Origin of the sequence: Pseudomonas sp. JL3, from assembly GCF_031570575.1 — a bacterium.
GTDB lineage: Bacteria > Pseudomonadota > Gammaproteobacteria > Pseudomonadales > Pseudomonadaceae > Aquipseudomonas > Aquipseudomonas cucumis.
Genome location: NZ_JAKWJK010000004.1, coordinates 375,026 through 387,825, shown reverse-complemented (window position 1 = coordinate 387,825; position 12,800 = coordinate 375,026). Strand labels below are relative to the sequence as shown.

General features: G+C 61.5%; 5 protein-coding genes and 1 pseudogene. 4 read left to right on the top strand and 2 right to left on the bottom strand.

What is annotated here, in order from left to right:
• Window positions 1–6: 6 nt before the first annotated feature.
• Entirely contained in the window at window positions 7–504 is a 498-nt protein-coding gene (locus tag MMG91_RS10990) for a GNAT family N-acetyltransferase (protein WP_305447709.1), read from the top strand.
• A 116-nt stretch (window positions 505–620) separates the two neighbouring features.
• On the opposite strand, the gene MMG91_RS10985 is transcribed toward MMG91_RS10990, so the two are convergent.
• Complete coding sequence (locus MMG91_RS10985; RefSeq protein ID WP_310659588.1) at window positions 621–932, bottom strand: DUF6916 family protein; 312 nt, start codon at window positions 930–932, stop codon at window positions 621–623.
• Window positions 933–988: 56 nt separating this feature from the next.
• Entirely contained in the window at window positions 989–1,576 is a 588-nt protein-coding gene (locus tag MMG91_RS10980; protein ID WP_305447711.1) for a phage tail protein, read from the bottom strand.
• 246 nt (window positions 1,577–1,822) lie between these two features.
• Here MMG91_RS10980 and MMG91_RS10975 point away from each other — a divergent pair, with 246 nt between their 5' ends.
• From MMG91_RS10975 to MMG91_RS28970, 3 genes and pseudogenes are all read left to right on the top strand, one after another.
• Window positions 1,823–3,394, top strand: a complete 1,572-nt coding sequence (locus tag MMG91_RS10975; protein ID WP_310659587.1) for a glycosyltransferase family 39 protein — start codon at window positions 1,823–1,825, stop codon at window positions 3,392–3,394.
• Between the two features lie 157 nt (window positions 3,395–3,551).
• Window positions 3,552–4,388, top strand: a complete 837-nt coding sequence (locus MMG91_RS10970) for a sulfotransferase (protein ID WP_310659586.1) — start codon at window positions 3,552–3,554, stop codon at window positions 4,386–4,388.
• A gap of 50 nt (window positions 4,389–4,438) precedes the next feature.
• Window positions 4,439–12,770 (top strand): annotated as a pseudogene (locus MMG91_RS28970) (Ig-like domain-containing protein).
• Window positions 12,771–12,800 lie beyond the last annotated feature (30 nt).

Here is a 12,800-nt window from a genome sequence, read left to right as displayed (position 1 = left end):
ACAGTGATGGCCAATACCGATTCAGTGGCAGCGGACGGCTTGGTGGTCAGGCCTTCGCGGACCTGCGATGGGCCTTTTCTGCACAGCCTTTACCAGGCGGCGCGGCCGGATCTGCAATGGATCGACGGTGAACAGGAGGTGGTTGAGCAGGTGGTTGCCCAGCAATTCAAGGTGCAGGAACAAGGGCTGGGGGAGAACTTCCCCAACGCCATGCATTACGTGATTGAAAAACTCGACACGGCCATCGGCGCGTTGACCACCGATTTCGGCCCCAATGAAATTCGCGTGCTGTACCTGGCCTTTATTCCACAGGCCCGAGGCAAGGGTTACGGTCGGACGGTGTTGCAAGGCGTGCAGAAAGCCGCACAACAAATCCGCTGTCCGGTGGCGACGGTGGTCTGGGCCAATAATCCCCATGCACGCCAGCATTACTTGGCGCTGGGGTTTCAGGTTGAAGAGCGCAACCCGGCGGCGGAGCGGTTGGTGTGGTACCCGACGGGTTGAATACATCACCGCCCCTTGTGGGAGCCAGCCTGCTCGCGATAGCGGTCTGACATTCAACCAATGTCGCCCGTCATGGCCCTATCGCGAGCAGGCTCGCTCCCACATTGAGACCATGTTCAGTTGAACGCGATGTAGAAATATCCCACGTCCGGATCACGCCCCATAGCCGGTACTCGCGAAACAAAAATATCTTCTACCTGACCCAGCTCCGGCAACTCCAGCGCACACAAGCCATCGACAAAGTCGGTGGGTTGCAGGCTGTTGAGCTCGACGCTGAACGGCATGCGCTCGCTTTTGGGCATCTGTGAATGGGGCGTCTCCTTAAGGGAGTCGATATGAATCGGCAAGTCACTGCCATCGGGCAGCCGCAGCGTCCCCGTCTTGCCCAGCAGTGCCTGAAAGTGTTGGCTGTGAACCTGTTGCAGCATGGCATCCCTCCATCAAGCAAAAGTGGCCGGGGGATGTGCATACCCCGGCCAGACCCTCAGTTACGCGAAGGGAACAGTCCGTTCAGGGCGATGCTGAAGTTGAGCACCAGGAACGGGTTCATCACCGTCATGGGCAAACCGTTGCCGGCGGACGAGATTTCCCCCGTCACCGTGCTGGTCACGCCCTTGAGCGGCACGGCCGCGGCACCTTGCTGATCAGAGTAAATACTCGCCGAACCGGGCCCGCCGCCCGAGGCACCAATGTACGAATTGGTCGCGGTCGGGTTGGTGACCGGGTTGCTCGCCGGGCTGGCCAATTGCAGGGTGGTGGTCGCCGTGAGCCCGGCCATGGCGTGGGTGTGGTTGGGCAGATTGTTGATGGTCGCGGTGACGTTCTCGGTGCCGGAGACTTCACCGATGACGCGCGGGGTCAGGCCCAGGCCGTTGCCCTGGGCCATCGGCATACGGCCCTGCAGGTTGGGCAGCATGAAACTAGTGGTGCCATTGCCTCCATAGTAAGTTCCCAGCAGTGAGAAAAGCGCTTGGTATTGTGAGATCCCCAGCGTCTGGCCGTTGCACAAGGCCCAGCCGTTGGGGGCGAAGTTAAAGGCGAAAGGCTGGATAGTGCCCATGAATACTTCCATAGTTCCTCATCCCTCAGGTTAGTGTCTGATGCGTCACGTTACAGGCCCGGTTATTCGGGCAGTTCGCGCTGATCAGCCGACTCCATTCATCTCCGTGGCTGGGTCACGCCACGCCAAAGCGTAGACGCTGATCGGAATGATTGCCGGACGTCGTCCGTCGCAAGGCCATCATCGACGTTGGGCTCGCGCCTGTCCTACAGTGCTTGGGAAGCTTCGGTTTTCACTTGGCCGTTGCAAGGGGAGATAATGGAGGCGCGCAGAGAAACACCGCTGGGCGACACCCAGGACCCGCATGCGATGCCGGGCTCGTGGGCTACTGCCCGTCGTTTGCTTCGATGGGCGCGGGAACATTGGCTACTGTCGATCCTGGTATTGGCCACGCTGGTGCGTTTTTACCACCTGACGGCGGCGGCGATCTGGGGCGACGAAGGGGCGAGTCTGTTGCTGAGCCAGTACTCCCTGGCCGGGATCTGGGAACACGCGGCCCATGATGTGCATCCACCCCTGTATTTCATGCTGCTGCACGGCTGGATCGGCCTGTTCGGCGACGGGATTTTTTCGATTCGCAGCCTGAGTGCGCTGTCGGGGATTGCCACGGTTGGGCTTGGCGTCTGGCTGGTGGACCTGCTCGCGACCCGCCGCGCCGCATTGCTGGCCGGGGTCCTGCTGGCGCTGCTGCCCACGGCGGTGCGTTACAGCCAGGAAGTGCGGATGTATTCGCTGTTGGGCCTATGGTTGATCGGTGCCACGATCGCCTTGATGTATTGGATCAGGCGGCCGCAACACACACGCTACCTGGTGATTTATACCCTGCTGATGAGTGCAGCGTTCTACACCCATTACTTCACGGCGCTGTGCGTGCTCTGCCACTGGCTGTATCTGGGCCTGATCCGCGTGCAGCCCGGGTATCGATTACGGCACATTCAGCGCTCCGGCTGGTGGCTGGCCAATGTGGCGATTGTGGCGTTGTACCTGCCGTGGGTGCCCAATCTGATTGATCTGGTCCAGCACATGGATCAGCTCAAAGCCAATGGCGATGTGGGGTGGGAGGGGCCCGTCACGCTCGGCTCATTGCCTTCGATGATCTGGTCGTTCCTGATCCAGGACGATGGCGAGAACTTGCCCACGCTGATTTTTATCGCTCTGCCCCTGGCGCTATTGGCCCTGGCGGGCGTGGCGCTGGCGCGGGATCGCAGTGTTTTCCGTGGCAGTGCGCTGGCGGTGATCTACACCGTTTTCCCGCTGTTGCTGGTGTTTGTGGTGTCGTTCATATCGCCGGTGTTCATCGAGCGTTACCTGACCGCTTATGCCTTGGGTCTGCCGATGTTAGTGGCGCTGGCCATCGATCGCTTGTACGCGGACTTCAAGGTATTGGCGCTGGCCGTGCTGATCCTGTTTGTCGGTGTCGAGCTGGTGGGCCTGAAGAACAATGCCTCGGTGGATACCGACGATCAGATCAGCGTCATGGTCAGTTACGTGAACCAGCACTTCACCCCCGGCGACCGAATCGTCACCAGCGACATGCTCTGGTACTTGAGTTATGTCTATTACAACCGCACTGACGCCAGACCATTGCTGTACACGCCGCCGTTGGCCGATGGCAGATCGAGCCGGCCGAACGCTTACGGTTTCGGCGCGTTGGTGACCAATGACGTGTACCTGGATAGCCTCGGCGCCTTGCCCAAAGGCCCTGGTCGAGTATGGCTGGTCGGTAGCGTCGATGGGCCGGACGAATTCGCGCCGTTGCCTGCTGGCTGGCAACGCGTTAGCGAAACCCGCGCAGGAGGCGCCGAGGCGAGCTTGTATGTGCTGAAGTAACCCATGGAGCAATACTTAATCGATTCATCTTTCAGGTCGTTATATAAATCGCGTTTTCCAGTCGATTTAGCTCCGACTTGATATCAAAACACCACTAGTCGTAAGGCCATTCATAGTCTACGCTCGTCATACAAAAGGACTTCTGGCGGGTGAATGGATGCAGCATTTTCACTTTATTTCCGGGTTGCCGCGTTCAGGCTCGACCCTGCTTTCTGCCATTCTTTTGCAGAACCCGCGCTTTCATGCCGGCATGACCAGCCCCGTGGGTGCGCTCTTTTCCGGTGTTCTGGACCAATGCAGCGCCGGCAGCGAGTTTGGTGCGGTGATCGACACCGACCTGCGTCGCCGTCTATTGCGCGGTCTGTTCGAATCTTTTTACGCCGACAAGGCCAACAAACCGGTGGTGTTCGACACCAACCGCCTGTGGAGTTCGCGCCTGCCGGCAATCAGCGATCTGTTCCCTCAAGCCAAGATCATTGCCTGCGTGCGCAATGTCGCCTGGGTCATGGACAGCCTCGAGCGCTTGTACCGCGCCAATCCCTTCGAAAATACCAAGCTGTTCGGTGATGCGGTCGAACGCAACACGGTCTACAGCCGCTGCGAAACCCTGGCCCAGCGCAATCGGCTGGTGGGGTTTTCCTGGGCCGCCCTCAAGGAAGCCTATTACGGCGAACATGCCGACTCGTTGCTGATCATCGATTACGACCTGCTGAGCCAAGCGCCGGAGCGGGTGATGCGGCTGGTCTACGACTTCATCGGCGAACCCTGGTTCGAACATGACTTCGATCATTTGGCCTATGACGCGCCGGAATTCGACCAGGCCCTCGGCCTCTCGGGGTTGCACAAGGTGAAGGCCAAGGTCCAATTGCAGTCCAGGCGCACGATCCTGCCGCCGGACTTGTTCAAGCAGTACGCCGAGTTGTCCTTTTGGCTCGATGGCTCCGCCAGCGCCGCCAATGTCATTCGTATGAAAGCCGACGCCGCGATCAGTTGATCGCGGCGTTTTCATTGATGCGTCAGAAAGTTCGAGTCCGGGTGAGCAGCATGTGGTGGAGCAAAGGCAAATCGCGGGTTACCAAAGGTGCACGAGCGCTGGCCTCGCCAATGATCATGTCCCTGGAGCCACGCATGCTGTTCGACGGCGCGGTGGCCGCCACGGTTGCCGACACTGCCCAGGCTGACAGCCATGTCACCGCCGACGCGGTCAAGGCACCGACTGCCGACCAGTCAGTCGCCAGCAAGGACACCCACGGCCAGGCCGATGCCACGCCAGCACCGACGCCTGTCGCGGTGCCGGGGCAGAGCGTGGTGTTCGTCGATTCGCGGGTCAAGGACGCCGCCAGCCTGCTGCAGGGCGTCGCGCCCGGTACTCAGGTGGTTCAACTGGATGCGAGCAAGGACGGCTTGCAGCAGATTGCCGACTATCTGGACACCCATCAGGGCATCAGTTCGGTGCAGATCATCGCCCACGGCAACGCAGGCGACCTGTGGCTGGGTAATAGTTATCTGTCGGCCGACAACGTCTCGGCCCGCAGCGCCGTGCTGGCGGAAATCGGCAAGGACATGAACGTCGGCGGCGACATCTTGATCTACGGCTGCTACACCGCCGAGGGGGAGCGCGGCTTGAGTTTTGTCGACTCACTGGCGCAAATGACCGGTCGCGATGTGGCCGCTTCCAGCAACCGCACCGGGCTTGGTGGCGACTGGGATCTGGAAATTGCCACCGGCAACATCGAAAGCGCCAACGTCCTCTCGACCACGGCCATGAGCGACTATCAGTGGGGCCTGGCCACCTGGACCGCCACCAACAACGCCAACACGGGCATCGGCTCGTTGCGTGCCGCCATTGCCTCGGCACAGAACGGCGATATCGTCACCTTCAACGGCAGCATGACGGTGCAGTTGACCTCCGAACTGCTGATCAACAAGAACATCACCGTTGATGGCGACTTGAACAACGACGGTGCGGCGGACGTGATCCTCGATGGTCAGTACAGGACCCGAGTGATTGAAGTGGCGTCCGGCAGCACCGTGACACTCGATGGTTTGGTGATTACCCGAGGGCTGGTCTCGGGTAATGGCGGCAACGGTGGCTACGGTGCCACGGGCGCGATGGCCGGGGGTATTTTCAACGCCGGGATTCTGACCCTGAACAACGTTACCGTGACCTCCAACGGCGCCTCCGGTGGCGGTGGCGGCGGCGGTGTCACGGGCGCTTTTTACGGCGGTGGCGGCGGTGGCGGCGGCGGTCTGGGCGGCCAGGGCGGCGGGCATGGCGGTTCGGCAGGGCCGGGCACCGGCACGTTGGGTGGCGGTGCGGGCGGCGGCGGTGCCGGTGGTTACGGCGGCGGTTATGACGCCACCCACATGGGCGGTCGCGGCGGTACCACCACTGGCGGTGCTGGCGGGCTGGGCGTTTCCTATTACAGCAACGGCGGTAACGGTGCGACGGCCACCAATGGCACGATTTCCATTGGTGGCGGTGGCGGCGGGGCCGGTTGGGACAAGGTAGGTGGCGCCGGCGGCAATGCGGTGGGCGGGATCTACAACGCCAGCAGCGGCACCATCACCGTCATCGGCACGTCGACCATCAGCAACAACATCGGCGCCGGTGGCGGCGGTGGCGGTGGCGGTGGCCAAGGCAGCAATGCCAGCAATGGCGGCATTGGCGGCCGGGGCGTCGGGGCGATCTGGAACAAAGGCACGCTGCTGATCACGGCCGCCAACTTCGCGGCCCTGGCCGGTAATGCCGCGGCCAGTGGTGCAGGCGGTACCGCGCAGGGCGGAGGTTCAACCGGCACCTCGCCGACCTCCTTCGCGACCATCTACAACGACGGCGGTGTACTCAACACTGCCTATTCGCCACCGCCGACCGCGACCATCGTGGTTGCTGACACCACACTGAGCATCGGCGAAACGTCCTTGGTGACGATCACCTTTTCCGAGGCCGTGACCGGTTTCACCAATGCGGACCTGACCATCGCCAACGGCACGTTGACTGCCGTGAGCAGCGGCGATGGCGGCATCACCTGGACGGCAACGTTCACGCCGACCGCCAGTATTTCCGATACGACCAACGTCATTACCCTGGACAACACCGGGGTGATCAACGGTCTGGGCACCGCCGGCGTCGGCACCACCAACTCCAATAACTACACGGTCGATACCGTACGCCCGACGGCCAGCATCGTGTTTACCGACACGGCCCTCAGAGTCGGCGAAACCTCGCTGGTGACCATCACCTTCAACGAAGCGGTCACTGGCCTCACCAATGCCGACCTGACGATTGCCAACGGTACCTTGAGCGCGGTGAGCAGCGGCGACGGCGGCATCACCTGGACGGGGACCTTCACCCCGACCGCCAGCATCACCGATGCAACCAACCTGATCACCCTGGACAACACCGGGGTCAGCGACTCGGCGGGCAACGCCGGGAGCGGCACCACTGATTCGAACAATTACGCCATCGATACCGTGCGGCCGACCGCGACCATTGTGGTGACCGATACCAGCCTGAGCATTGGCGAAACTTCGCTGGTGACCATTACGTTCAGCGAAGCGGTCAGCGGTTTCACCAACGCCGACCTGACAATTGCCAACGGTACGCTCACTGCGGTGAGCAGCAGCGACGGTGGCATCACCTGGACCGCCACATTCACCCCGAACGCGAGCGTCAATGACACGACCAACCTGATCACCCTGAACAATACCGGGGTCAGCGACCTGGCGGGCAACGCCGGCAGCGGCACCACCGATTCGAACAACTATGCCATCGATACACTCCGTCCGACTGCGACCATCGTGGTGGCGGACACGGCGCTGAGAATCGGCGAAACCTCTCTGGTCACGATCACCTTCAATGAAGCGGTCACCGGATTCACCAACGCCGACCTGACCATTACCAATGGCACCTTGACCGCAGTGAGTAGCAGCGACGGCGGCATCACCTGGACGGCCACCTTCACACCGACCGCAAGCATCACCGACACGACCAACCTGATCACCCTGAACAACACCGGGGTCAGCGATGCTGTCGGCAATGCCGGTAGCGGGACTACCGACTCCAACAACTACGCCATCGACACCGTGCGGCCGACGGCCACCATCGTGGTTGCGGACACTGCGCTGAGAATCGGCGAAACTTCTCTGGTGACGATCACCTTCGCCGAAGCAGTGAGCGGTTTCACCAACGCCNAACTACGCCATCGACACCGTGCGGCCGACGGCCACCATCGTGGTTGCGGACACTGCGCTGAGAATCGGCGAAACTTCTCTGGTGACGATCACCTTCGCCGAAGCAGTGAGCGGTTTCACCAACGCCGACCTGACCATTACCAACGGCACGTTGACCGCGGTGAGCAGCAGCGATGGCGGCATCACCTGGACCGCCACGTTCACCCCTTCGGCGAGCATCAACGACACGACCAACCTGATCACCCTGGACAACACCGGCGTGGCCGATCTGGCGGGTAACGCCGGCAGCGGCACCACCGATTCCAACAACTACGCCATCGACACGGTGCGTCCGACCGCGACTATCGTGCTGGCTGATACAGCGCTGACAGCGGGTGAAACCTCGCTGGTGACGATCACCTTCTCCGAGGCGGTGACCGGTTTCACTAACGCCGACCTGAGCATCGCCAACGGCACGTTGACCGCGGTGAGCAGCAGTGATGGCGGCATTACCTGGACCGCAACGTTTACCCCGACCGCAGGCATCATCAGTGCGACCAACGTCATCAGTTTGGCTAACACCGGCGTGGCGGATCTGGCGGGCAACACCGGCAGCGGGATCAGTTCCTCAGGCAACTACGCCATCGACACCGCCCCGCCGACCGCGACGATTGTGGTGGCGGACACTGCGTTGAGAATCGGTGAAACGTCACTGGTGACCATCACCTTCAACCAGGCTGTGACCGGTTTCACCAACGCTGACCTGACCATTGCCAACGGCACGTTGACCGCGGTGAGCAGCAGCGACGGCGGCATCACCTGGACGGCGACTTTCACCCCGACTGCCAGCATCACCGATACAACCAACCTGATCACATTGGACAACACCGGCGTGCAGGCTGCCGCCACCGGTAACGTGGGCAGCGGCACGACCGATTCCAACAACTATGCCATCGACACCGTGCGCCCGACGGCCACCATCGTGGTCGCGGACTCGGCGCTGAGAATCGGCGAGACTTCGCTGGTGACGATCACCTTCAGTGAAGCGGTCAGTGGTTTCACCAACGCCGACCTGACGATTGCCAACGGCACACTCACTGCGGTGAGCAGCAGCGACGGCGGCATCACCTGGACCGCGACCTTCACGCCCTCCGCGAGCATCAATGACACCACCAACCTGATCACCTTGAATAACACCGGTATCGCCGATCTGGCGGGTAACGCCGGGAGCGGCACCACCGATTCCAACAACTACGCCATCGACACCGTGCGCCCGACAGCGACAATTGTATTGGCCGATACGACGCTGACCGCGGGCGAAACATCGCTCGTAACGATCACCTTCAGCGAAGCGGTCAGTGGTTTCACCAACGCGGACCTGACGATTGCCAACGGCACGCTGAGCTCAGTCAGCAGCAGTGACGGCGGCATCACGTGGACCGCGACATTCACCCCGACCGTCGGCGTGAATGACTCGAGCAACGTCATCACCCTGAACAATACCGGTGTGAGCGACGTGGCCGGCAACACCGGCAGCGGCACCACCAACTCCGGCAACTACACCATCGATACGATGCTGCCGACGGCCACCATCGTGGTGGCTGACAATGCGTTGAGAATCGGTGAAACGTCACTGGTGACCATCACCTTCAGTGAAGCGGTCAGTGGTTTCACCAACGCCGACCTGACGATTGCCAACGGCACGTTGACCTCGGTGAGCAGCAGCGATGGCGGCATCACCTGGACCGCCACCTTCACCCCGACTGCCAGCATCACCGACACGACCAACCTGATCACCCTCGACAATACCGGCGTGCAGGCTGTCGCCAGCGGTAACGTGGGCAGCGGCACCACCGACTCCAACAACTATGCCATCGACACCGTGCGGCCGACGGCCACCATCGTGGTCGCGGACACGGCGCTGAGAATCGGCGAAACCTCACTGGTCACGATCACGTTTTCCGAGGCGGTCAGTGGTTTCACCAACGCTGACCTGACCATTACCAACGGCACGTTGACCGCGGTGAGCAGCAGCGATGGCGGTATCACCTGGACGGCCACCTTCACGCCTTCCGCGAGCATCAACGACACGACCAACCTGATTACCCTGGACAACACCGGCGTGGCTGATCTGGGGGGGAACGCCGGTAACGGCACCACCGATTCCAACAACTACGCCATCGACACGGTGCGCCCGACCGCGACCATCGTTCTGGCCGACCCTACCCTGAGTGCCGGCGAAACCTCGCTGGTGACCATTACCTTCTCCGAGGCGGTGACCGGTTTCACCAACGCTGACCTGAGCATCGCCAACGGCACGTTGACCGCGGTGAGCAGCAGTGACGGCGGCATCACCTGGACCGCAACCTTCACCCCGACCGTCGGCGTGAATGACTCGAGCAACGTCATCACCTTGAACAATACCGGTGTGACCGATGGGGCGGGCAACACCGGCAGCGGCACCACCAATTCCGGCAACTACACCATCGATACCGTGCTGCCGACGGCCACCATCGTCGTCGCCGACAATGCGTTGAACATCGGTGAAACGTCGCTGGTGACCATCACGTTCAGTGAAGCGGTAACCGGTTTCACCAATGCCGATCTGACCATCGCCAATGGCACCTTGAGCGCCGTGACCAGCAGTGATGGTGGCATCACCTGGACCGCAACCTTTACACCGACCAATGCCATCTCCGATACCAGCAACGTCATCACCCTGGATAACAGCGGTGTGAGCAACGCCTCGGGCAATGCCGGTAGCGGCACCACCAATTCCAACAACTACGCCATCGACACGGTGCGTCCGACAGCCACCATCGTGGTCGCGGACGCGGCGCTGGCGGTGGGTCAAACATCGGTGGTGACCATCACGTTCTCCGAGGCGGTCACCGGCTTTACCACGGCCGACCTGACGGTGAGCAACGGTACCCTGAGCAATCTGAGTACCAGCGATAACATCACCTATACCGCCACCCTGACGCCGACGGCGAGCGTCACCGATTCGACCAACCTGATTACCCTGGACAACACCGGAGTGATCGATGGGGCCGGCAACGCGGGCGCTGGTACCACCGATTCGAATAACTACGCTATCGACAGCCAACGCCCAACCGCCACCATCGTGTTGAGCGACCCTACCCTGAAACCGGGCGAAACCGCGCTGGTGACCATCACCTTCAGCGAGGCGGTAACGGGTTTCGACAACAGCGACCTGAGCATCGCCAACGGCACGTTGAGCGCGGTGAGCAGCGGTGATGGCGGCCTCACCTGGACCGGGACATTCACTCCGACTGCCGGGATTACCGACGCCAGCAACATCATCACCCTGAGCAACAGCGGCGTCTCGGACGTGGCCGGCAACACCGGGGCGGGCACCACCAATTCGGCCAACTATGTGGTGGAAACCGAGGTGCCGACGGCCACTATCGTGGTCGCCGACAACGCCCTCAAGGTCGGGGAAACTTCGTTGGTCACCATCACGTTCAGCTCGGCGGTCAGCGGTTTTGACAACGCCGACCTGACGGTAGCCAACGGCACCCTCAGCAACGTTTCGTCCGTCGATGGTGGCGTGACCTGGACCGCGACCTTCACACCAACGGTCAGCGTGACGGACACCACTAACCTGATCAGCCTGGACAACAGCGGTGTGACCAACGTATCGGGCAACAGCGGCGTCGGCGTGACCGACTCCAACAACTACGCGATCGACACCGCTCGCCCGACCGCAACCATTGTGGTCGCGGATAATAAGCTGGGCATTGGTGAAACCACCACGGTGACTATTACCTTCAGCGAAGCGGTGTCCGGTTTCGACTTGTCGGATCTCAGCGTGGCCAATGGCGTGCTGTCCAGCCTGGCCAGCAGCGACGGCGGTGTGACCTGGACCGCTACGCTCACGCCGACCGCGAGCCTCAACGATGCGACCAACCTGATCCTGCTCGACACCGGCAATGTGCTCGACGCCGCGGGCAATGCCGGCGCCAGCATCGCCATTTCCAACAACTATGCGCTCGATGCGACTCGCCCGACCGTCACCATCGTGGTTGCCAATCCGAACCTGGGCATTGGCCAGACGACGCTGGTGACCTTCACTTTCTCCGAAGCGGTCAGCGACTTCGATTTGTCGGACCTGAGCGTCACCAATGGCGAGCTGACCAATCTGGCCAGCAGCGACGGCGGCAAGACCTGGACCGGAACGTTCACACCCACCGCGAGCATCACCGACCCGAGCAACTTCATTGCGCTGGACACCAGTAACGTGACGGATCTGGCGGGCAATACAGGCGCCAGCGTCGCGGTATCCAATAACTACGCGATCGACGGCGAACGGCCGACCGCCACGGTGGTGGTTGCCAACCCGAACCTGGGCGTGGGCCAGACCTCGTTGGTGACCTTCACCTTCACCGAAGCAGTGAGTGGCTTCGACCTGTCCGACATCAGTGTGGCGAACGGCAGCTTGTCCAATTTGAGCAGCAGTGATGGCGGTAGAACCTGGACCGCGACCCTGACCCCGAACGCGAATGTCAGCAGTAGCAACAACGCGATCAGCCTGAACGTGGCCGGCGTCAGCGATGCCGCAGGCAACACGGGCAGCGGTGTCAGCCAGTCGAACAGCTATGCAATCAATACCGTTGTTGCACCGTCGTCGCCAATAGTCGTGGTGCCGCCGGAGCCGGAGTTCCGGGTCACGGATCCGGTCACCGTGCCCGATCAGCCCAACGTGCCATTGCAGCCCATTATCTTCACGCCGCCCACTGGCGATCTCGGCTCGCCGCTGACCTTTGCCCCGCTGTTTGAACAACGGATGATCGGTAACGGCATTCGGCCTCTGGGCGATATTTTCATGAGCCACGGGGCGCTGACGCCCAGCTTTATCGCTCAGGTATTCAGCAGCAGTGACAATGGTGGCGATGGCTCAGGCCACGGCTTCCTCGGTTTTGGCGGCGGCGACGGCGGGGTCTTTGGCAGCAGCACGCTGTCGAATCTGTTCAATCAGGACACTGGCAGCGAGGGGGACTCGCTGAACGCCTTCGGCAATCACTCAATCAGGATGGGAGATGCTTCACAAGGGCTGCGCGGCGTGTTTGGCGCACCGAGTCTTGGTCAGCAATTGCAACAACTCAAGGACACGGAGCAGCGGCAGGTCGAAAGCCTGGCCGCGGCTTTGCAACAGGTCGGCATCAGTGAAATGCAGGCCTGAAAAAACCATTAAAGCAGGGCGGCACCCGGG

What these genes read in the sequence shown, in the direction of transcription:
- MMG91_RS10990 (WP_305447709.1), top strand. Translation starts at nt 7, where the DNA reads ATGGCCAATACCGATTCAGTGGCAGCGGACGGCTTGGTGGTCAGGCCT.
- MMG91_RS10985 (WP_310659588.1), bottom strand. Translation starts at nt 932, where the DNA reads ATGCTGCAACAGGTTCACAGCCAACACTTTCAGGCACTGCTGGGCAAG.
- MMG91_RS10980 (WP_305447711.1), bottom strand. Translation starts at nt 1,576, where the DNA reads ATGGAAGTATTCATGGGCACTATCCAGCCTTTCGCCTTTAACTTCGCC.
- MMG91_RS10975 (WP_310659587.1), top strand. Translation starts at nt 1,823, where the DNA reads ATGGAGGCGCGCAGAGAAACACCGCTGGGCGACACCCAGGACCCGCAT.
- MMG91_RS10970 (WP_310659586.1), top strand. Translation starts at nt 3,552, where the DNA reads ATGCAGCATTTTCACTTTATTTCCGGGTTGCCGCGTTCAGGCTCGACC.